Annotated in this window: 24 protein-coding genes, 1 tRNA gene and 1 pseudogene; 10 read left to right on the top strand and 16 right to left on the bottom strand. The window is 72.5% G+C overall.

What is annotated here, in order from left to right:
* The first annotated feature begins 20 nt into the window (after positions 1-20).
* From ABR738_RS12730 to ABR738_RS12720, 3 genes are read left to right on the top strand one after another with little or no spacing between them, the layout of a single operon-like run.
* Positions 21-2498, top strand: a complete 2478-nt coding sequence (locus tag ABR738_RS12730) for a phosphoribosyltransferase (protein ID WP_350230087.1) — start codon at positions 21-23, stop codon at positions 2496-2498.
* Entirely contained in the window at positions 2495-3307 is an 813-nt protein-coding gene (locus ABR738_RS12725) for an HAD family hydrolase (RefSeq protein WP_350230086.1), read from the top strand. Before ABR738_RS12730 ends, ABR738_RS12725 begins: the two co-directional genes overlap by 4 nt.
* 44 nt (positions 3308-3351) lie before the next feature.
* Entirely contained in the window at positions 3352-4014 is a 663-nt protein-coding gene (locus ABR738_RS12720) for an O-methyltransferase (RefSeq protein WP_350230085.1), read from the top strand.
* 419 nt (positions 4015-4433) lie between these two features.
* On the opposite strand, the gene ABR738_RS12715 is transcribed toward ABR738_RS12720, so the two are convergent.
* The 4 genes from ABR738_RS12715 to ABR738_RS12700 form a co-directional block, all read right to left on the bottom strand.
* Positions 4434-4649: an FmdB family zinc ribbon protein gene (locus tag ABR738_RS12715; protein ID WP_350230084.1), complete on the bottom strand. Its 216-nt coding sequence runs from the start codon at positions 4647-4649 to the stop codon at positions 4434-4436.
* 87 nt (positions 4650-4736) lie between these two features.
* Positions 4737-5258, bottom strand: coding sequence for a DUF4383 domain-containing protein (locus tag ABR738_RS12710; protein ID WP_350230083.1), 522 nt, complete (start codon positions 5256-5258; stop codon positions 4737-4739).
* A 244-nt stretch (positions 5259-5502) separates the two neighbouring features.
* Entirely contained in the window at positions 5503-6864 is a 1362-nt protein-coding gene (locus tag ABR738_RS12705; protein WP_350230082.1) for a hypothetical protein, read from the bottom strand.
* A 155-nt stretch (positions 6865-7019) separates the two neighbouring features.
* Positions 7020-7778 carry a DUF4097 family beta strand repeat-containing protein gene (locus tag ABR738_RS12700; protein WP_350230081.1) on the bottom strand — a complete coding sequence of 253 codons (759 nt, stop codon included), beginning with the start codon at positions 7776-7778 and terminating at the stop codon, positions 7020-7022.
* Between the two features lie 183 nt (positions 7779-7961).
* Between ABR738_RS12700 and ABR738_RS12695 the strand changes: the two genes are divergently transcribed.
* Positions 7962-8036: transfer RNA gene (locus ABR738_RS12695), tRNA-Val, on the top strand.
* Positions 8037-8155: 119 nt separating this feature from the next.
* Here ABR738_RS12695 and ABR738_RS12690 read toward each other — a convergent pair.
* Genes ABR738_RS12690 through ABR738_RS12680 form a run of 3 tightly spaced genes read right to left on the bottom strand, consistent with a single transcriptional unit; the run spans position 8156 to position 9149 of the window.
* A complete protein-coding gene (locus ABR738_RS12690) occupies positions 8156-8395 on the bottom strand; it encodes a hypothetical protein (protein WP_350230080.1) in 240 nt (79 codons plus the stop codon).
* Positions 8392-8886, bottom strand: a complete 495-nt coding sequence (locus tag ABR738_RS12685; RefSeq protein WP_350230079.1) for a hypothetical protein — start codon at positions 8884-8886, stop codon at positions 8392-8394. Before ABR738_RS12685 ends, ABR738_RS12690 begins: the two co-directional genes overlap by 4 nt.
* A gap of 41 nt (positions 8887-8927) precedes the next feature.
* Positions 8928-9149: a hypothetical protein gene (locus ABR738_RS12680; protein WP_350230078.1), complete on the bottom strand. Its 222-nt coding sequence runs from the start codon at positions 9147-9149 to the stop codon at positions 8928-8930.
* Between the two features lie 172 nt (positions 9150-9321).
* Here ABR738_RS12680 and ABR738_RS12675 point away from each other — a divergent pair, with 172 nt between their 5' ends.
* The 5 genes from ABR738_RS12675 to corA all read left to right on the top strand — a co-directional run bounded on the left by ABR738_RS12675 (position 9322) and on the right by corA (position 13805).
* Positions 9322-10074 carry a DUF6879 family protein gene (locus tag ABR738_RS12675; RefSeq protein ID WP_350230077.1) on the top strand — a complete coding sequence of 251 codons (753 nt, stop codon included), beginning with the start codon at positions 9322-9324 and terminating at the stop codon, positions 10072-10074.
* A gap of 13 nt (positions 10075-10087) precedes the next feature.
* Positions 10088-10930: a helix-turn-helix domain-containing protein gene (locus tag ABR738_RS12670; RefSeq protein ID WP_350230076.1), complete on the top strand. Its 843-nt coding sequence runs from the start codon at positions 10088-10090 to the stop codon at positions 10928-10930.
* 213 nt (positions 10931-11143) lie between these two features.
* Complete coding sequence (locus tag ABR738_RS12665) at positions 11144-11320, top strand: hypothetical protein (RefSeq protein ID WP_350230075.1); 177 nt, start codon at positions 11144-11146, stop codon at positions 11318-11320.
* A 707-nt stretch (positions 11321-12027) separates the two neighbouring features.
* Entirely contained in the window at positions 12028-12606 is a 579-nt protein-coding gene (locus ABR738_RS12660) for a DUF1990 domain-containing protein (RefSeq protein ID WP_350230074.1), read from the top strand.
* Positions 12607-12719: 113 nt separating this feature from the next.
* Positions 12720-13805 carry a magnesium/cobalt transporter CorA gene (gene corA, locus ABR738_RS12655; RefSeq protein WP_350234543.1) on the top strand — a complete coding sequence of 362 codons (1086 nt, stop codon included), beginning with the start codon at positions 12720-12722 and terminating at the stop codon, positions 13803-13805.
* A gap of 46 nt (positions 13806-13851) precedes the next feature.
* Here corA and ABR738_RS12650 read toward each other — a convergent pair whose 3' ends face one another.
* Complete coding sequence (locus ABR738_RS12650) at positions 13852-14118, bottom strand: hypothetical protein (RefSeq protein WP_350230073.1); 267 nt, start codon at positions 14116-14118, stop codon at positions 13852-13854.
* Between the two features lie 657 nt (positions 14119-14775).
* Positions 14776-15189: an RNA-binding S4 domain-containing protein gene (locus ABR738_RS12645; RefSeq protein WP_350230072.1), complete on the bottom strand. Its 414-nt coding sequence runs from the start codon at positions 15187-15189 to the stop codon at positions 14776-14778.
* A 99-nt stretch (positions 15190-15288) separates the two neighbouring features.
* Here ABR738_RS12645 and ABR738_RS12640 point away from each other — a divergent pair, with 99 nt between their 5' ends.
* A complete protein-coding gene (locus ABR738_RS12640; protein ID WP_350230071.1) occupies positions 15289-15522 on the top strand; it encodes a DUF2277 domain-containing protein in 234 nt (77 codons plus the stop codon).
* Between the two features lie 170 nt (positions 15523-15692).
* Here the strand turns inward: ABR738_RS12640 and ABR738_RS12635 are convergent, their stop codons facing one another.
* The 7 genes and pseudogenes from ABR738_RS12635 to ABR738_RS12605 form a co-directional block, all read right to left on the bottom strand.
* Positions 15693-16328 (bottom strand): DedA family protein, encoded by a 636-nt coding sequence (locus ABR738_RS12635; protein WP_350230070.1) that lies wholly within the window; start codon positions 16326-16328, stop codon positions 15693-15695.
* A 210-nt stretch (positions 16329-16538) separates the two neighbouring features.
* Complete coding sequence (locus tag ABR738_RS12630) at positions 16539-16997, bottom strand: DoxX family protein (protein WP_350230069.1); 459 nt, start codon at positions 16995-16997, stop codon at positions 16539-16541.
* Between the two features lie 82 nt (positions 16998-17079).
* A pseudogene (locus tag ABR738_RS12625) lies at positions 17080-17648 on the bottom strand (alkaline phosphatase D family protein); the annotation flags it as partial.
* Positions 17623-17781, bottom strand: a complete 159-nt coding sequence (locus tag ABR738_RS12620) for a hypothetical protein (RefSeq protein ID WP_350230068.1) — start codon at positions 17779-17781, stop codon at positions 17623-17625. The pseudogene ABR738_RS12625 and the gene ABR738_RS12620, both read right to left, overlap by 26 nt.
* A 120-nt stretch (positions 17782-17901) precedes the next feature.
* Complete coding sequence (locus tag ABR738_RS12615) at positions 17902-18426, bottom strand: hypothetical protein (protein WP_350230067.1); 525 nt, start codon at positions 18424-18426, stop codon at positions 17902-17904.
* A gap of 132 nt (positions 18427-18558) precedes the next feature.
* Positions 18559-18702, bottom strand: coding sequence for a hypothetical protein (locus ABR738_RS12610; RefSeq protein ID WP_350230066.1), 144 nt, complete (start codon positions 18700-18702; stop codon positions 18559-18561).
* On the bottom strand, positions 18699-18905 hold the full coding sequence (locus tag ABR738_RS12605; protein ID WP_350230065.1) for a hypothetical protein: 207 nt from the start codon (positions 18903-18905) through the stop codon (positions 18699-18701). Before ABR738_RS12605 ends, ABR738_RS12610 begins: the two co-directional genes overlap by 4 nt.
* Positions 18906-19236: the final 331 nt, after the last annotated feature.

The raw sequence follows: 19236 nt of genomic DNA, 5'->3' as shown, positions 1-19236 counted from the left end.
GAACAGAGAGAGACAGCTACGTGGTTGAGTGGTCGGGAACGTGGGTCGCCGAGCGGCTGGGCGTAGAGCTCGTCGGGGACGAGCGCCTGCGCGACGCGCTCGGGCTCGCCCTGCGCCGCAACCCCAAGCGCGCCCACCTGCTCGTCTCCAACGTCCTTGGCAAGCACGTGCCGCAGAGCCCGGCGGTGGTGTGGCGCGCCGGGTACGAACTGGGCGTACGCGTGCGGAAGTTGCTCGGGGACGAGTCGGCCGCGCGGGCCGTGGTCCTCGGGTACGCCGAGACCGCGACGGGCCTTGGCCACTCGGTCGCCGACGGCCTGGCCCTGGCCCCCTGTCTGCACTCCACCCGGCGCCCGGTCGAGGGCGTGGCCGTGGCCGGCGGATTCGAGGAGTCCCACTCCCACGCCACCTCCCACCTGATCCTGCCCGAAGATCCCCAACTCCTCGCGGGCAACGGCCCGTTGGTGCTGGTCGACGACGAGTTCTCGACCGGCAACACGGTCCTGAACACCATCCGCGACCTGCACGCCCGCCACCCCCGCGACCACTATGTGATCGTCGCCCTCGTCGACATGCGCGCCCCCGGGGACCGCGACCGCCTCACCGCCTTCGCGGCCGAGACCGGCGCCCGCGTCGACCTGATCGCCGCCGCGTCGGGCACGGTACGGCTGCCGGAGGGGGTCCTGGAGAAGGGGCGGGCGCTGGTCGAGCAGTACGAGACGAAGAGCCCCCGACACCTGCTTGGTAAGAGCAGCGCTCCCCAGTGGAGCGCCCCGCACCGCGTCGACCCGCGCTGGCCCGCCGGCCTGCCCGACGGCGGGCGGCACGGGTTCACCCCCGCCCACCGGGCCGAGCTGGAGGCCGCGCTGCCCGGCATGGCCGACCGGCTCGCCGAGGCGCTGGGCGCCACCGGAGCCGGCGCGCGGCCGCGACGCGTCCTCGTGCTCGGCTTCGAAGAGCTGATGTACGCGCCGCTGCGCCTGGCCGTCGCCCTCGAAGAGCTCGGCGCGGCCGAGGTGCGTTACTCCACCACCACCCGCTCGCCCGTCCTCGCCGTCGACGACCCCGGCTACGCCATCCGCACCCGGCTCGCCTTCCCCGCGCACGACGACCCGGCCGACGGACCGGGCGAGCGGTACGCCTACAACGTCGCGGGCGGCGGCTTCGACGCGGTCGTGGCCGTCGTCGACTCGGTCGCCGACACCCCCCAACTGCACGCGCACGACGGCCTGTTGGCCCAGCTCGCCGCCCACATACCGCACGTCGTGCTGGCCGTGCTGCCCAGTTACGTACCCCAAGGTGCCCCCATGCCCGAGCCGCTGCCCGAACCTCTCAGGGGACCCGCCTTCTCCTCCTACGCGCCCGACGAGGTGGGCTGGCTGCTCAAGGACCTGTCCGGGGCCGAGCTCGAAGCCCCCACGGAGGAGCGCGAGGAGGCCATCCAGAACGGCGGCGCCCACTACGCGGAGTCGCTGCCGGTCGAGTACCAGCCGAGTCCCCAGTACCAGGAGCTGTTCCGCGCCGCGCTCGACGCATCGGCCCCCCGGATCGCGCGCGCCGTCGGCGTGGTCACCGAGACCGTCCTGACCGAGCTCCCCCAACGCCGAAAGCGCCGGGGGGACCCCCATCCGCGCCCGGTGCTCGTCTCGCTGGCCCGCGCCGGCACCCCCGTCGGCGTCCTGATGCGCCGCTGGGCCCGGCACCGCCACGGCCTCGACCTGCCGCACTACGCGGTGTCCATCGTGCGCGGGCGCGGCATCGACCCCAACGCCCTGCGCTGGCTGGCCGCCCACCACGACCCGGCCGACGTCGTGTTCGTCGACGGCTGGACGGGCAAGGGCGCCATCACCCGCGAACTGGCCGCCGCGATAAGGGAGTTCCCCGAGTTCTCCGGCTTCGACCCGGAGATCGCCGTGCTCGCCGACCCCGGGTCCTGTGTGCGCACCTACGGCACCCGCGAGGACTTCCTCATCCCCTCCGCCTGCCTCAACTCCACGGTGAGCGGCCTGATCTCACGAACCGTGCTGCGCCAGGACCTCATCGGCCCCGGCGACTTCCACGGCGCCAAGTTCTACCGCGAGCTGGCCGGCGCGGACGTGTCGGGCGACTTCCTCGACGCGGTCGCGGCCCGCTTCGGTGAGGTCGAGGACGACGTGGAGCGCGAGGCCAAGGAGCTGCGCGACACCGACCGCACCCCGAGCTGGGAGGGCTGGGCCGCCGTCGAGCGGATCAGTGAGGAGTACGGGATCCACGACATCAACCTGGTCAAGCCCGGCGTCGGCGAGACCACCCGGGTGCTCCTTCGCCGCGTCCCCTGGAAGATCCTCGCGGGGCGCGGCGCGGGCGCCGACCTCGACCACGTCCGCCTCCTCGCCGAGCAGCGCGGCGTACCCGTCGAGGAGGTGGACGGCCTTCCCTACAGCTGCGTCGGCCTGATCCACCCCCAGTACACCCGGGGTGCCACCGGCGCCGACGGCAAGGCGGTGGCGGCCGAATGAGCCCGCTCCCGCTGGTCGCGAGCGACCTCGACCGCACCCTGATCTACTCCAGCGCGGCCCTCGCCATCGCCGGGCCCGACGAGCGGGCGCCGAGACTGCTGTGCGTCGAGGTGTACGAGCACAAGCCCCTCTCGTACGTCACCGAGGACGCGGCCCGGCTGCTCACGGAGCTGAAGTCGGCGGCCGTGTTCGTGCCCACCACGACCCGCACCCGCGCGCAGTACCGGCGCGTCCGGCTCCCCGGCCCGCCCTCGCGGTTCGCGATCTGCGCCAACGGCGGCCATCTGCTCGTCGACGGCGCGTCCGACCAGGACTGGGCCCGCGCGGTGGCCGCCCGCATCGCCGCCGAGTGCGCCCCGCTGGAGGAGGTCACCGCCCACCTGCGGGCCACCGCCGACCCGCGCTGGCTGCGCAAGGAACGGACCGCCGAGGACCTGTTCGCCTACCTCGTCGTCGAGCGGGATGCGCTGCCCGAGCAGTGGGTCAAGGAACTCGCCGCCTGGGCCGGGCCGCGCGGCTGGACCGTCTCGCTCCAGGGCCGCAAGGTCTACGCCGTGCCGAAGCCGCTCACCAAGAGCGCGGCGGTCCGTGAGATCGCCCGGCGCACCGGGGCCACGCTCACCCTGGCCGCCGGGGACTCCCTCCTCGACGCCGACCTGCTGCTCGCCGCCGACGCTGCCTGGCGCCCGGGCCACGGCGAACTGGCCGAGGCCGGCTGGCTCGCCCCGAACACCGAGGCGCTGGCCGAGCGCGGCGTCGTCGCGGGCGAGGAGATCCTGCGGCGTTTCCTGGCCCGTGCCGCGCGCTGACGCGAAACGGCCGAACGGCGCCAAGATCCAGGTACGGTCGCCGCATGAGCAAGGGAAACAGCACCAAGATCACGGATGAGCTGTACGCCTACATGCTGGCGCACAATCCGCCCCTGGACGCCGTTCAGCGGGGTCTGGTGACCACCACCTACGACCGGCTGCCGGACCACGCGGGCATGCAGTCGGCCGAGGAGCAGGCGCCGCTCCTCGCCTTCCTGGTACGCCTGGTGAACGCCCGGCACGTCGTCGAGGTGGGCACCTTCACGGGGTTCTCGGCGCTCGCCATGGCGCAGGCGCTGCCGGCCGACGGCACGCTGATCGCCTGCGACATCTCCGAGGAGTGGACGGCGTACGGCAAGGAGGCCTGGGCGAAGGCGGGCGTCGCCGACCGCGTCGACCTGCGGATCGCGCCGGCGCTCGACACGCTGCGCGCGATGCCGGCCGAGCCGCACATCGACTTCGCGTATCTGGACGCGGACAAGGAGAACTATGTCGCGTACTGGGAGGAGTTGGTGCCCCGGATGCGGGCCGGGGGGCTCATCGCGGCGGACAACGTGCTGCTGCACGGGCGGGTGGTGGATCCCGGGGCGGGCGGGGCGGCGGCGGCGGGGATCAGGGCGTTCAATGAACACGTGGCCGCGGACGCGCGCATGGACAGCGTGATGCTGACCGTGGCGGATGGCCTCACCCTCGCCCGCAAACGCTGACCCACCCCGCGGGGTTCGCGTGCGGGTGGGTGGGGTCTGGTCGCGCAGTTCCCCGCGCCCCTGAGTGTTCGGTGCTGGCCGGCACGGGCATCCTCGGCCCGTCTCCGCGCCGCTGGCAGGGCTGGTGCTGGCCCGCATGGGCAACCTCAGCCCGTCTCCGTGCCCCTGGCAGGGGTCCGCGCGGGCCCGCATCGGCACCCTCAGCCTGTCATGGGGGTCCCCCTGGCCCTCAAGGCCTTGGGGGAGTTTGAGGACGAGCGCCCTTTAGGCGCGAATGGGGTCTGGGGCGGAGCCCCAGGGGTTCCGGCTGCGGGCCGTGGGTGGCTGGGCGCGCAGTTCCTCGCGTCCCTGGCGGGGCCGGTGCTGGCCCGCGTGCACATCCTTGGCCCGCCCCGCGCCCCACGCTCACCCCGACGGAGTCAGGCGCAGCAACCGCCGCCGCAGCAACCGCCCCCGCCCCCGCCGGACGGCGCCGGCCCGGACTTCGCGGAGCCGCCCACTGCCACGGTGGAGAGCAATTTCACCGTGTCCTCATGCCCGGCAGGACAATTCGCGGGCGCGGCGGACTGCGCCATCGGCCGACTGAGTTCGAAGGTGTCGCCGCACGAACGGCAGCGGTATTCATAACGAGGCATGGCCTCAGAGTAAGCGGTGCCCGGGCCGGCTCAGCCGCGGTCGACCGAGCCGCCCTCCGCCCACCGTCCATGCCCCGGACGGGACGATCAGGGACGCTCTTCCTCCACGTGCTCGTGACGCGCCCTCCAGTACGGATTGTCGTGCGGCAGAAACCCCGTGACCCGCCCGTACATGCCGAACACCATCAGGATCAGCCCGACCACGAAGCTGAACAGCACGTTCTGCATCTTGAACGCGAGGAAGTTCCGCGAGGTGTCCAGCAGCGCGAGGTTCACGAACCCACTGATCAGGAACAGCACGCCGAGCACGATGTTGAGGGTGGAGGCGAAGTTGCCGCCCTTGACCATCCCGTACAGGAGCAGCAGGCCGACGACGATGGACAGCACGCTCAGCGCGCCATTGGTGTTCAGCCCGGCGACGGTGTCACCGCCCGTGTCGAAGAAGCCGATCCGGTGGATCAGACCGAGGATGCCGAAGACCAGCAGGACGACCCCCATGGCCCCGGCGCCGAAGCGGTAGACGCGGTTCAGCCGGTGGTCGACCGGCAGGTGCTCGTTCAGCGAGACCCGGCTGTGGTTGAAGCGCTGCGAGATCGTATGGCTGGCCATCGTGGCGGCCCTCCTCATCCCTAGACCGGCAGAGCGCACGTGCACGTACGCGGGCGCACGCGTATGTACGCGGGCCTACATGACGTACGCGGGCGTACATGACGTACTCAGGCATACGTGACGTACTCAGGCATACGTGACGTACTCAGGCGTACGTACACCAGGGTGCGCCCGGCCGGTGTCCGCAACAACTCAGCGCCGGGCGGATGGGGCAGCGGCAGGGACAGGGCTGGAAGCGGACCGGTCAGGCGCCGTGCCCCAGCTCCTCGCGAATCGTGGCCACCACCCGCGCCACGGCCGCCCGCACCGCCTCGGTCTCCGTGAGGAAGTGCCAGTAGTCCGGGTGACGCCCCTCCAGTGTGGCGATGGCCCGCTCAAGGCGTGCCACCGCGTCGTCCAGGGGCCGGGCGTGCCGGGGGTCGGGGGTGGCGCGGCCGGACATCGCCAGGCGCTGTGCGTCGCGCAGGGCGAAACGGGTGCGCTGGATCTCCTGCTGCGGGTCCTTGGCCACCGCGTCGAGACGGCGCAACCGGTCACCGGCGGCCGAGACGGCCTCGTCCGTGGTGTTCAGGAGCGCCCGCACCGTACTGAGACGCGAGGTGGCGTCGGCCCAGCGCTGCTCCTGGCGCGCCGAGGCCGCCTCCTTGAGCTTGTCCTCGGCCTGCCGTACGGAGACGGCGGCCTGCTCGGGCACCTGCTGGAGGTCCTGCCAGCAGGCGGCGGCGAAACGGCGGCGCAGCTCGCTCAGGACCGGCTCGACCTGCCCGGCCCGGGTGGTGAGCGCCTGGGCGCGGGTACGCAGCGAGACCAGCCTGCGGTCGATCTCGGCGGCCTTCGCGGGCAGCTGCTCGGCCTCGGCCCGCAGCGCTTCGGCCTCACGCAGCACGCGGTCGGCGCGCTGCAACGTCTCGGGCACGCCGTGCCGGCCCGCGCCCTCGTTGAGCTTGGTCAGCTCCGGACCGAGCGCGGCGAGCCGGGCGGCGAGGTCGTCGGCGCGCAGCCCCGAGGCGCGCACCGCGTCGAGGGCGGTGCTGGCGCCGAGCAGCGCGTGCCGGGCGCGTTCCACGGCGGGGGCGAGCCGGGCGAGCTGGGTCTCGGCGGTGTCCAGGAGCGGGCGCAGGCTCTGCTCGAAACGGTCGAGGTCGCCCTTGACCCGGACGAGTTCGTCCTTGGCGGCCGTCAGTTCCGTCCGCGCCCGTGCGGCCACGGAGGTGTCGAGGCCGTCGCGGTCGAGGTCATGGGCGTCGACCGCGCCGATGTAGCGGTTGGAGACCTCGTCGATGCGGCGGCCGAGTGCGGCGAAGTCGTCGACGGCCCGGCGGGCACCGGGCGAACTGTCCACCGCCGTGATCGTCTCGATGGAGATCCGCAGATCGCGCTGGGCGGTGTCGAGCTCGTAGAACGCGGCCGCCGCGGCGTCCTTGGCGGCCTGCGCGTCCGCCCGCACGCTCTCCCCGCGCCCGCCGAACCAGCGCCGCGTGCCGCCGCCTGCGAAGGCGCCGGGCAGCACCGATGCGCCGAGCACCAGGGGCAACGCCATGAGCGCCAGCACATCCCGGACGGTGGCACCCGCTCTGCTGTACGGCCGCGCGTGTGTCGCCGTCACATCCCTCTCCCGTGCTGTGTCGCCCTGCCCGGTCCATTCTCCCACCAGGTAAGGACGAACACACGGCCCGGTCAGTTCACGCTCGGCCCCGGCTTTCGCGTGCGGTGCCGGTTCGGTGACGGCCGGGCGGGTTCAGCTGTGCCGGCCTGGCGGGTTCAGCTGTGCCGGATGGTGACCCGGCCGTCGTCACTGCGCGCGGTCAGGTGGTGCGTACTGCCCTCGGAGCGGTCCACGCCCACGTCGACGCGGCCGTCGTCGGAGCGGGCCGCGACCTTGTACGTGCCCTTCGGTACGGTCAGGTCCACCCGGCCGTCGTCGCTCGTGGCCACCACGCTGTCCGGTACGGCGGCGAACGTCAGCGCCACCCGGCCGCTGTCCGAGCCGGCCCGTACGCTGGCGGCCCGGATGCCCTCGCCGTCGATCCGGCCGTTGTCCGAGGTGAGGTCGAGCGGGCCCGAGGAGTCCTTGACGCTCACCCGGCCGTTGTCGCAGGAGATCTTCAGCGGGGTGTCGAACCCGCTCGCCTCGACCCGGCCGTCGTTGTCGCGCACGGTCACCGCGACCCCGCGCGGCACCTTCACCACGTGCCGGGCGCCGCAGTTCTCGACCAGCCCGCTGCACTTCACGGTGAGGCTCAGGGTGCCGTCCCTGAGCCCCCAGCTCGCCTCGGGCCCGCTGCCGAAGGCGACCCATCCGTCCACCTGCCGGTCGACCTCGACATCCTTCACGTCGGCGGGCGAGACCACGACCGTGGAGGCGTCGGCCTCGATGGCCAGCGCCTTCCCGGCGAACGCGAAGTCCTTGTGCTCGACGGGTGCCTTGGACGCGTCCGAACTCCCGCACCCCACGACAGCCAACGCCAGCAGTCCGGCCCCGCCCGTGGCGATCAGCGTGGTGCGAAGGCGAGATGCCATGGTGTTCTTCCCCCGGTTTGCCTGCCGGTCCGCGTCACGCACGCGGCCGTCCCTCCACGCTAGGGCCACGACCCGCGCCGCGCCCTGAGGCCCGCATCCGCATCCAAGGTGGTGCCAGCCCCACCCCCGGGATCCGGTGTGCGGCGGTGGGTCGCGGGCCATGTAGGCTGTTTCCTCATCCACGGGTGTGTAGCTCAGGGGTAGAGCGCTGCTCTTACAAAGCAGATGTCGGCGGTTCGAAACCGTCCACGCCCACCAGCGAGATGTGTCCAGGCGAAAGCCTGTTTCGGCCCCCAGTCGTAATCGACTGGGGGCCTTCTCATGACCGAGGCCGGACCGTCTCCCGTAACGCGCGTCAGATCTACGCCGGTCGACGCTCAGCGCCGGTGCGGCAGGAAACTTGGCTGGGACTCCCGGGTCAACCCCGCCGCCCGCGCAGTCTCCGTCTCCACCGCCGAAGCTGGACGCAACTCGCCGGTCCGGATGGTCGCCTCGCTCAGCTGTCCGGGCGACGACGGCCGTAGGAAGGCGACCCGCTCCATGTCGGGCCCGTCGTCGACGGTGATGAGCCCGGTCCGGCCCTCACGTTCGTAGCCGACGTAGTCCCACTGCTTCACGCGTCGGCCTCTTCGTCGAGTGCGGCCGTGCCGGCGCGGATGAGCCTCAGGACGCGGTTCGGGTCGCACAGGGTGCCGGGTGCGGGCATGGGGACGGCCCAGTAGCTGGACCATGTGTCGGTGTGCTGGTCGTCTCCGATGCGCGGTACACCGATGTAGTGGCCGAGGCCGAGGTATGTCGCGTGGGGGCCAGCGTCTGGGCCCGGCGGGGCGGGTGGCACGAGGGCGTAGTAGCGGCGGCCGCGCGGGTCGTGGATGACCGGGCCGGCGAGGGCGCGCAGGATGGTCGAGGCGGTCGAGAACTCGGTGGCGGCGTCGACGGCGTGCACGAGTTCGTCGGCCAGGCGGAACGCGCAGAACCGGCTGCCGAGCGCGAGGACGGCGAGGTGACGGTCGGCCCACTGGGTGTAGGCGTCGGCGGGACGGTTGAGGCTGGCTGCCAGCCACGCGCTGACCGCCTGGTTTTGTGCCTTTTCGGGTGCGGTGCTCACAGAGTCTCTCTGTCCCTGGGATCGGGTGTGTGCGTCGGTGGCTACAGGGCTGTGTCCGGCGGGAACGCGGCGGCATGCGGCTCATCGAGGCGGGCAGCCAGCTGGATCGCGACGTCGGAACGGACGCGTCCGAGATTGATGAGGCCGTAAGGTCCGCCGTCGTCCAGTCCGAGAGACGGGAAGACGATCCCCGCGCGGGTCAGCGCGGCGCGCAGCTGTTCGGTTGCCGCGCTCGGATCGATCGTGTCGCTCTGCGTTGCCATGAACGGGACGGTAGGGATGACGCGTTCTCCCAGCTATCCCGATTTCTCGGTATTTCCCACGCGAGCACCAGGCTTTCCCAGGATTTCTTCTGAGGGTCCGCACACGCTGTGGTACCGATTTGGGGGCGCCCGGAATGATGGGCGGACCAACGTCCACGAAAGGGCAGTGACCATGACCCGGAGGCTGCGCTTCAACGGCACGGACAGCAAAGAAGGCGGCTGCCCCGCCCTGCACACCGACACCGAGACGGGCGAGGTGATCGTTCAGGGCAGGCCGCTCGCCGACCCCACCGACCTGAATCAGCTCCAGCACTTCAGCGACGGGGACGCGGCGGTGATCGTGCCGCGCGACCTGCTCGTCAACTGGGGACCGAAGGAGACCGAGCACGTGCCGCACATCATCGAACCGGCCGAGCTCGGCGCACTGTTTCGCAGCTTCAAGCACACGGCCTGGAGGCTGGAGACTCGCCGTGGCTACGCATCCGACCTGGACGACGACTCCTACATCGCGTTCAAGGAGACCGGCTCCGCCACGTGGGACCTCGACAGCCCCTGGGCCATGAACATGCGCGCCCAGACCGCGGCAGGTAAGCGCGTAGGAAGGGTCCGCGTCGTGGACGACCCCCCGACCACGGGCCAGTTGTTCCTCCTCGACTACGCGAAGTGCAACGCGGCGACCGGCGAGGACATCCGCAGCCTGTGGCGCGGCGACGCGGAACGCCTGCACCTCGGAGACGAAGACTTCTGGATCTTCGATTCCCGGCTCGTGGCCGTGCTCCGCTTCGACGACAACGACGTGCTCCTGAACATCGAGCTGACCACGGAGCCGGCCGAGGTGGTGCGATACTCCATGCTGCGCGATGCGGCCACGCATCACGCCGCCCCCTTCGAGGAGTTCGCGGCCCAGCTGACCGCGAGGCAGTAGCGGGAGTGATCCGGTGGGCACGGACTACCAGCAGGCACGTAGCGCACTTGGGGCGCGATTACGTGAACTGAGACTGCAAGCCCTGCTCACCGGCGCCCAATTGGCCGCAGCTCTCGGCTGGCCGCCATCCAAGGTCAGCAAGCTCGAACACGGTCGGCAGACGGCGACGATCGACGACCTGAAGCGATGGACCACGGCAACAGGGACGCCGCAGGCTCTCAACGAACTCACGTCGCGGTTGCAGGGATTCGAATCGCACATCCGGTCATGGCGCCGACAGCTCGCCAACGGCCACGGACCCGTCCAAGAGACCTGGAACGCGGAGATCCGCAGGACCGCCACCATCCGGGTATGGGAAGAGGCGGTCATCGTCGGCATGCTTCAGACGCCCGATTACGCCCGCCACATGTTCCTGAGCTACACGCGGTTGCACGGCTCCGCACGCGATGTCGACGAAGCCGTGCGGGCCCGCATGCGTCGCCAGGAATGGCTGTACGAGCCGGGGCGCAGACTGCACGCCATCATGTGGGAGCCGGCGCTTCACGCCCTGACGTGCCCCCCGTCAGTGCTGGCCGCCCAGCTGGATCGGCTCGCCGGACTCATCGGCATGGACACGATCGAACTCGGCATCGTGCCCCTCTCCTCCTCCCTGAAGGTACCTACGGCCAACGGGTTCTGGATCCTGGACGACCGCCTCACCATCACCGAGGACTGGCACGCCGAGCTGTGGCTGGACGACGAGGAATCGGTCAGTCTGTACGCAACCGTGTGGAATGCCTTGCGCGAGTCCGCGGTCTACGGCGCGGACGCACACCGGGTGATCGCTCGCGCCCGAAGCGCGCTGCTCCGCCCGTGAGCACGCAAAACGCCAGGGGGTCAGGCGGGGGCGTACTCGCGCGGTGACGTCCCCTGTCCGACCGCGGCCGTGGGGGACCACCTCGTCTGCCCCCCCACGTGCAGAGCCGCCCCCGTCCGTGCACCGATGCTCTCCGTTCGCGCCTGCCCGGCGGCGGTCGTCCCTGGGACGATGCGGTGTTCCGTCCATGGCGATTCGTACGCAGGAGGGCACGTGACGCAACCGTTGTGTGGAGCGCCCACCAAAAGTGGGAAGCGGTGTCAGAACAAGACGGTCATCGGCACCTCCCGGTGCTCCAGGCATCAGGGGACGTGGTCCGCCTACGCGGTCGAGCAGCGGAAGAAGAAGGAAGCCGAGGCGAAGATGAAGAAGATCCGCAAGAAGCGGTGAGGCGGGACGCCGGGTGCCAGGCGCTGGACGCCGGGCGCCCGGCGGACTCGCGCCCAGCGGGTGCGGGCCGTTCGGAATCGGGCCCGTCCACTGTGGGCCTGGCGGTTCGGAGGCGGGGCCCTGCACTGCCGGCCCGGCGGCTCGGCACCGGGGCCGTTCACGGCTGGCGCGGCGGTTCGGGGCCGGGCCCGTGCACTGCTGGCCCGGCGGTTCGGAATCGGGCCCCCCGTCACTGCCGGCCCGGCGGTTCGGAACCGGGGCCGTTCACCGCCGGCGCGGCGGTTCGGGACCGTCCCCGGCCGCTGCCGCGCTTCGAATTCGGGCCCGTCCACGACGCTCCACCGGCGCGAAGGCTCCAGGCGATCTTGGCCGGGGTCTTCGTCGTGCCCGGGCCGCACGCCACGCGGCGTACCCGCGCCCCGCAACTCGCCGGTGCGGGCGGTCACTTCGAGCCGTCGGCCCGGGCCCACGCGGCGTGCCCCGGGTGCTCGGCCCCGACGGCCGGAAGCCCCGTCGCACGAGGACGGGGCTTCGCGGTGGCGCCGTAGCGGGGCTCGGGGTCGCTCGACGCCGGGTCCGGCGGGCCGGGAGCGGGGGGAGGCACCGCCGGATGGCCGAGAGTACGCCTGTGGTTGGCTGAAAAGTAACCCCTTTGCGGAAGGGGACTCCGGTGAGTCCGGCGGGTGGGGGCGGGAAGGCGAGGAGCCATGGGTGTCGAGTGGAGACGGCGGGCGGGCCTGCGGGGCGCGTACGAGCGCGCGTGTGCGGCCGGGCCCGGATACGGGGAGGTCGGCGCCACCGCAGGCCCCGTACTGCCGGGGCCGGAGGCCGGCTACCGCGTGTTCCGGCGGCGGATCACGGTCGGGCACGGGCCGGAGGCGTTCGAGCGTGCCGGGGGGTATGTGCTGGACTGGGGGACCCAGCGGGGCGCCGGGTTCGGCGTGTATCCGGGTGCACCCGTCACCTCCGGCGCGACCACCCTGGTCGTCCTGCGCCTGCCCGGGACTGCGTTTCCCCGGCTCGTCATCCCCTGCCGCGTCATCTGGACCGTGAACACCGCCGAGCGCGTCGGATTCGCCTACGGCACGCTGCCCGGGCACCCCGAACGCGGCGAGGAGGCGTTCGTCGTGGGCCGGGACCCCGACGGGCGTGTCTGGTTCGAGGTCGCCGCGTTCTCGAGGCCCGAGCTCTGGTACGCCCGGCTCGGCGGCCCCCTCACCCGCCTGCTCCAGGATCTGGCCACCCGCCGCTACCTGCGGGCGGTGGCCGCAGCCGTACGCCGCTGAGGGAACGCGCGAGCGGTGGATCACGTCCCTCAGGGGGTGCGTGGACGTGACGAGGGCGGTGGCACACTGGCCGCTCGTTCGGTGAAGGCGGGGAAAGGGAGCTTGTCGTGGCGATGATGCGGAATCTGCGGAGGGCGGTGCGCCGCGCCTACCGCAGGAGCGTCGATCTCAGCCACCCGGCGCGCTCGCCGCTGGGAAGCGCCGTGGTCAACTGCGCCGTGTACGTCGACGGCGCGCGCCGGCCGGAGGACTGCCCGGTGGACGAGGCGCTGCGCAGGGTGCGCAAACTGGGCGACGGGGCGTTCGTCTGGGTCGGGCTGCACGAGCCGACCGAGGAGGAGTTCGCGGGGATCGCCGCGCTGTTCGGGCTGCACCCACTGGCTGTCCAGGACGCCGTCACCGCGCACCAGCGCCCCAAGGTCGTGCCGTACGACGACACCCTCTTCTCCGTCTTCAAGACGTGCCGCTACGTCGAACACGAGGAACTCACCGCCAGTAGCGAGGTGGTGGACACCGGCGAGCTGATGGTCTTCACCGGCGGGGACTTCGTCATCACCGTGCGCCATGGAATGCACGGCTCGCTCGGCCCGCTGCGGGAGGCGCTCGAGGGCGAGCGCGCGCAACTGGCCAAGGGCCCGTCGGCGGTGCTGCACGCCCTGGTCGACCATGTCGTCGACGAGTACCTGGAGGTCGCCGACGCCATGCGCGGCGACATGGACGCCGTCGAGGCCGCCGTCTTCGCGGAGAACGCCGGGCGCGGTGACGCGGGCCGGATCTACCAGCTCAAGCGCGAACTGCTCGAACTGAAGCGGGCGGTGGCGCCGCTCGCCCGGCCCTTGCAGAAGCTCGCCGGTGAACCGGTGCCCTCCGTGGACGCGGAGGTCAGGCCGTACTTCCGCGACGTCGCCGACCACCTCCTTCGTACCGTGGAGCAGATCACCGCCTACGACGGGCTGCTCGACTCCATACTCCAGGCGCACCTGGCGCAGGTCACCGTCGCCCAGAACGAGGACATGCGGAAGATCACCGCCTGGGCGGCCATCGTCGCCGTGCCGACGATGGTGTGCGGCATCTACGGCATGAACTTCGAGAACATGCCCGAACTGCACTGGCGTTACGGGTACTTCATGGCACTCGGGGTCATGGCGGTGGCCTGTCTCGTCATCCACCGGGGGTTCCGGCGCAACGGCTGGCTGTGACGGGCCGGCCGGCGCGAGGTCGCGCACGGCCGGCCCGGCGGCCGTCTCAGTCGCGGTGGCGCGAGAAGGGGCTCTGGCGTTCGCGCTGGTAGCGCCGCTCCCAGCGGTCCATCCGGTCCCGCCGCGCGCGGTAGGCGCGGTAGGTCGTGTCCGTACGCGCGGGCCCGCTGCCCGCGCCGGGGGCCCGGTCCCCACCCGGCCGGCGCCGGGTGCCGGCCAGCGCGGCGGCGATGGCGACCCAGAAGACGATGGCGACGGGGCCCAGGCCGAATCCGTGGAGCAATAGGGCGAGAAGGATCATCCAGAGAATCATGATGGGTCCTTGAGGCAGATCGGGAGCTTCCCCCAGCTCCCGGGTCAGATCCTCAAGCTACTCCGTGGCAAAGGGAGTTGGCGCGCGAGTTAATGGGCGGGGAAGGCCGTGGGCTCCGTGCGGATCGGCGGTGACGCGGGCCGGCTCGAAGCCGTCGGCCGAGGACCCGGCCCGGCGCGCGGCCGCGTGCCCTGCGCAGGGCTTGGGCCCCGTCGCGGGCACCGGCCCCCGGCGCGAGCCCTGCGCACGGCTTGGGCCCGTCGCGAGCCCCGCGTACGACTCGGGTCCCTGCGGCGAGCCCCGCGTACGACTCGGGTCCCTGCGGCGAGCCCCGGCTCCTGTCGCGGGCACCGGCCCCGCCGCGAGCCCTGCGCACGGCTTGGGCCTCCGTCGCGAGCCCCGCGTACGGCTCGAGCCCTGCCCCCGTCGCGAGCCCTGCGCACGGCTTGGGCCCCCGTCGCGAGCCCTGCGCACGGCTTGGGCCCCGTCGCGAGCCCCGCGTACGGCTCGAGCCCTGCGCACGGCTCGGACTCCTGCCGCGAGTCTCGGCTCCCTGCCGCAGTCCCGGCCCTGGCCGGGGCTCCCGGCTCCTTGCGGCAGCCCCCGGCCCCGGCCCCCGCCGCGCGGCTCTGCCTCCCCGCGCCGTGCGACCCGGGTTCAGCCCGCGGCGCGGCGGCTCTCCGCCAGGCCGCGCAGGCGCTCCATCTCGCGCCGGTCGCGCTTGGTGGGGCGGCCGAGGCCCCGGTCCCGGACGCCCGCCGCGAGGACGTCCGCGCGGGCGGGCGGCGGCGGGCTCTTGTCGATGTACGCCTCGACGGCGACCGGGGCGCCCACCCGCTTGCGCAGCAGCTGGACGACCTTCACGATCCGCTCCCGGCCCTCAAGGCGGACCCGTACCTCGTCGCCGGCCTTCACCTGGTGGGAGGCCTTCACTCGCTCGCCGTTGACATGGACGTGTCCTGCCCGGCAGGCCGTGCCCGCTTGGGAGCGCGTCTTGGTCAGCCGGACCGACCAGATCCAGCTGTCGACGCGTACGGGGCCGGTGCTGGGGCCGTTCGCTGCTTCCGCCATGGCGTCGACTTTAGTCGGCGGCCCTGGCGTAGCCTCGCGGATTTCGGCCGGGGCGTCCGGGTCCGGGCCGTTGTCAGTGGTGTCGGTCACACTGGGGGCATGTGCAGAAGTATCAAAACTTTGCGGCCACCGGCCATGCCGGAGAAGGCCACCGAGGACGACATGAGGGCGGCGGCCCTCCAGTACGTGCGCAAGGTGTCCGGGTTCCGGGTGCCGGCCGCGCACAACAAGGAGGTTTTCGACAGCGCGGTGGAGGAGATAGCCGAGGCGACCCGCGCGCTCCTGGCCGGGATCGAGGTGCGCGGATCCGGAGCCGCCGCGAGCCGGGCCTGACGGCCGCGCGGGCCGAGTGGGCTGGGCAGGCCGGGTCGCCCGGGCCAGGGCGCGCCCCGCGCTCTCGTCAGGACGCGGGTGCCGGGGCGGGGCGGCCGGTCAAGGACGCAGGCGTCGGGGCAGGCCCAGGTTCAAGGTTCAGGACGCGGGCATCAGGGCTGGGCGGCGGCTCAGGACGCAGGCGTTGGGGCGGGCGCCGGGCGCTTTACGACGTATGCCGCGAGGGCGCCCGCTGCGAACAGCGCGAGCAGGGACACCGCCGTGCCCAGCCAGGTCGCGCCGAGCCACTGCCCGCCGAAGTAGCCGAGCCCCACGCTGTACGTCGCCCAGGCCACCCCGGCCAGCGCCGACCACGGCAGGAACTCGCGGATCCCGCGGTGCGCGGCGCCCGCGCCGAGGGAGACCACGGAGCGTCCGGCGGGGGCGAAGCGGGCGATGACGACGAGGCCGCCGCCGCCCCGGCTGAGCGCGATGCCGAGTCGTTCCTGCGCCCGGGTCAGGCGGCGCGAGCGGGCGATCGCGCGCTCCAGGCGGGCCCCGCCGCGCCGCGCCAGACGGTAGGCGATGAGGTCCCCGACGACGGAGGCGGTGGCGGCACAGGCGGCCAGGGCGAGCAGGTCGGCGTGGCCGGTCCGGGTGGCGTCACCGGCTCCGGCGGCGGTCGCCGACCCGGCGGCCGTCGTCGCCGCGGTGATGACGAGTACGCCGCTGGGCAGTACGGGCAGGAAGACATCGAGCAGCACGGAGAGCGCGACCACCGCGTAGATCCAGGGGCTCGACGTGAGCGCCCCCACACTCTCCAGCACGTTCGCTCCTCTGCGGCTTGTCGGTTCCCCGGGACGTGAATACCGCGGTGTCGCGGGGAAGCGGCAGGGGCGGCGGTACAGCCGTACAGCGTACGCCCGGGCCCGCGCGGGTCCGCGCGAGGGGTCGGCCGCGGGAGGGACCGGCATGCCGCTGCCCGGAGTTCGGCGGCTGAACTCCGGGCAGCGTGAGCGGTGGGCGAGGGGCGGGGCTCAGGCCGTGACGGTCTCGCGCTGGGTGTCCGGGGCCGGCCGGGCGGTGCGGCGGGCGCCCAGGAACTGGTCGAGGGCGAGCGCGCCGGGGCCGGTGAAGACGAGGAGCACGAAGGCCCAGCAGTACATCGCGGACGCCTCGCCGCCGTTTTGCAGGGGGAGCAGCGCGTGGGACTGGTGGACGCTGAAGTAGGCGTACGCCATGGAGCCCGAGGAGATCAGGGCGACGGGGCGGGTGAAGAGGCCGGCCAGCACCAGGACACCGCCGACGAGCTGGATCACCGCGGCGTACCAGCCGGGCCAGGTGCCCGCGGGGATCGAGCCGCCGCCCATCGCGCCGCCGAAGACGCCGAAGAGGGACGCCGCGCCGTGGCAGGCGAAGAGGAGGCCGATGACTATGCGGAACAGGCCGAGCGCGTAGGGGCGCGCTCTGTCGGAGTCGAGCGTGGGGGAGGCCATGGAGGGCTCCTTCGGTTGGGGACGGGACCGATGGGGTCCACAGGTTAGGCAGCCCTCAGTAGTGCTTGCAAGTTCAACATGTTTAATTTCTTGTTTCAGACGGCTGAAACAAGCCAAGGGGGGTGTGCGGAGTGAGAGGGGGATCGAGGACGGTCGACAGGCGGTCCGGGCCGCCGTGCCGACGGCGGGCCCGGCGCGTCCGTCGCAGACTCAGGCGCGCCGAACGGCCGTGCAGCGTAAGGGACATGAGCTGGTGGCCGAACCGGGGCCCGCCCGTCCTGCGCCGGTCGACGACGGGTCGCGCCCCCCGGCCGTGCCGCACCAAAAGCCGGCCGAGCCCCCGCCCGGTCCGGCTCCAGCCGAAGCGGAACCCGGCCCGCACGGGGCCGAAACCCTGTTGTGCGGAGGCGAACACGTCAACTGAACGATCCGAGAGGCGGGTTGAGGGGCGTTATGTGGCCAGGACGGCTCCGCCACGTAGGCGTGGTGCACATCACCCGACAGGACGCTGATGGTGGCCGGCGCGCCGGTGCCCGTGCCCGCGCGGGCGATCAACTCGCCGAGCAGGGCGAACGAGGCGGGGAACGCGGCCCAGTGCTCCAGGTCCGCCCGGCGGCGCAGCCACTCACCGGCGCGCCCCCAACGCGGGCCGCCGGGTGTACTCCTCGTAGTCGGCGACCTGCGCGCCCGGCGCCTCGCGCAGGTCACGGCGCGCGGCCGGCCGACGCCGGGTGCCGGCCGAGACGTTGTCGACGTACACCTGATCGCCCAGGAGCAACAGCACGTCGGGCCGTTCGCCGGCCGGACCAGGCGGGATCGGCCGCCAGGTCGCGGGCGAGGGCGCCCAGGGGTGGCACTGCTGGAGGGACCCTGAGGCGGGCGGCGCCGATCAGTACCGTCGCGTTCAGCCCACGCCGGTGACCCGCAGCGCGGTGGTCCAGTCGGTCCTGATGGCGGCACGTGCCGCGGACAACGTGGTCCGGCCGTCGCACACCGCGTTCTTCAGCTTGGTTTCGACGCCGTCCTTGCTGTAAGCCGTCTGGCTGCCGTAGTGCGGCTCGGGCCACAGGTTCGCCGGGTCTTTCGGCGCGCCTCCGAGCTCCAGGGGCACGAGGTGGTCTTCCTCGTAGTCGGACATGCTGGTGTCGGAGTAGCCGTAGTCGATGATGCCCTGGGCCTTGAGGCCGTTGGTGTAGCTGGTGGAGGGGCGGACCGTGGCGGTCCATCCGGGGACGCAGATGGTCGAGTCGATGGTCGACTGCGTCACGTCCGGGTTGTACGAACCGGGGGTGCAGGACGCGTCGGGCAGCGGCAGGTGGGCGGTCGAGCAGGTGCTGGCCTGGGCGCTGCCGGCGCTGAGCACGAGGCCGCTGACCGCCAGGCAGAAAGCGGAGGCGGTGGCGGCGGCGAGTCGGGGAATGGAGTGCATGGGTTTCTCCTCGTAGGTCATGCGCATGACATATGAGCGCTCGGAGAGGTGGCGTCCTCCGGCGGAGGGGGCGGCCGGTCCGGAGCGCTGTCGCTTCGTCGGCGGCACGCGGCCGACGCCTTGAAGTGAGGGTCAGCCGGGCTCGTTGAGGGCCGGCATGGATGCGATGCGGACGATGTCCACGTCGGGCGTCGCGGTCCGGGTGGCGCCGCCGCCGGACGCGTGGTGCCAACTGCCGCTGGTGACAGCACAGTTGGCGTCGGGGGTGACGTTCACGCCGTCGCGCTCGCGGGCCGCTTCGCGGGTGTCGGGGATGCCGGACCGGGTGATCCAGTGCGGAACTCGTCACGGCTGCGACCGGTGAGCGAGCCCTCCGCCTGCACCGTCGGCTCGCCCGGATACGTGCGGGCGGTGGCGGCGAAGACGGCCGCGTGACGCGCGTAGAGGCGGGATATGCGGGTTGCGGTGGTGCCTGCCATGCGAACTCCCTTGGTGTGGGGGAACTTGTCCGGCCGCGAAGGGGGGCGGCTCGGCCAGCGTGTCGGCGCCGGGTTGCCCGGGGATGGGCGCCAGGTAACAGCGTGGCGACATGGTCACGTCAGATCAAGGGTCCGGACGAGACCGGCGGAAGCGGGATGTGACGAACCGTCCGGGGACGCGTCTGCGGGCGCGTCCACGCACGCGGCCCTTGCCGCAGAAGGCCCCGCGCCGGCCCCTCCGCCCCCCCGCTCGCGAGGAGGCTTGCGTGCGCCCTTCCGACGGGGACCGGCCCGCGAGGGAAAGCGGCCCGGGGCGCGGTCGGTCCGTGGG

The organism is Streptomyces sp. Edi4 (genome assembly GCF_040253615.1).
Lineage (GTDB): Bacteria > Actinomycetota > Actinomycetes > Streptomycetales > Streptomycetaceae > Streptomyces.
This window is presented reverse-complemented; position numbering and strand designations above follow the sequence as displayed.

What these genes read in the sequence shown, in the direction of transcription:
- ABR738_RS12725 (WP_350230086.1), top strand. Translation starts at nt 2,495, where the DNA reads ATGAGCCCGCTCCCGCTGGTCGCGAGCGACCTCGACCGCACCCTGATC.
- ABR738_RS12720 (WP_350230085.1), top strand. Translation starts at nt 3,352, where the DNA reads ATGAGCAAGGGAAACAGCACCAAGATCACGGATGAGCTGTACGCCTAC.
- ABR738_RS12715 (WP_350230084.1), bottom strand. Translation starts at nt 4,649, where the DNA reads ATGCCTCGTTATGAATACCGCTGCCGTTCGTGCGGCGACACCTTCGAA.
- ABR738_RS12710 (WP_350230083.1), bottom strand. Translation starts at nt 5,258, where the DNA reads ATGGCCAGCCATACGATCTCGCAGCGCTTCAACCACAGCCGGGTCTCG.
- ABR738_RS12700 (WP_350230081.1), bottom strand. Translation starts at nt 7,778, where the DNA reads ATGGCATCTCGCCTTCGCACCACGCTGATCGCCACGGGCGGGGCCGGA.
- ABR738_RS12680 (WP_350230078.1), bottom strand. Translation starts at nt 9,149, where the DNA reads ATGGCAACGCAGAGCGACACGATCGATCCGAGCGCGGCAACCGAACAG.
- ABR738_RS12675 (WP_350230077.1), top strand. Translation starts at nt 9,322, where the DNA reads ATGACCCGGAGGCTGCGCTTCAACGGCACGGACAGCAAAGAAGGCGGC.
- ABR738_RS12660 (WP_350230074.1), top strand. Translation starts at nt 12,028, where the DNA reads ATGGGTGTCGAGTGGAGACGGCGGGCGGGCCTGCGGGGCGCGTACGAG.
- corA (WP_350234543.1), top strand. Translation starts at nt 12,720, where the DNA reads ATGATGCGGAATCTGCGGAGGGCGGTGCGCCGCGCCTACCGCAGGAGC.
- ABR738_RS12650 (WP_350230073.1), bottom strand. Translation starts at nt 14,118, where the DNA reads ATGATTCTCTGGATGATCCTTCTCGCCCTATTGCTCCACGGATTCGGC.
- ABR738_RS12645 (WP_350230072.1), bottom strand. Translation starts at nt 15,189, where the DNA reads ATGGCGGAAGCAGCGAACGGCCCCAGCACCGGCCCCGTACGCGTCGAC.
- ABR738_RS12640 (WP_350230071.1), top strand. Translation starts at nt 15,289, where the DNA reads ATGTGCAGAAGTATCAAAACTTTGCGGCCACCGGCCATGCCGGAGAAG.
- ABR738_RS12630 (WP_350230069.1), bottom strand. Translation starts at nt 16,997, where the DNA reads ATGGCCTCCCCCACGCTCGACTCCGACAGAGCGCGCCCCTACGCGCTC.
- ABR738_RS12615 (WP_350230067.1), bottom strand. Translation starts at nt 18,426, where the DNA reads ATGCACTCCATTCCCCGACTCGCCGCCGCCACCGCCTCCGCTTTCTGC.
- ABR738_RS12605 (WP_350230065.1), bottom strand. Translation starts at nt 18,905, where the DNA reads ATGGCAGGCACCACCGCAACCCGCATATCCCGCCTCTACGCGCGTCAC.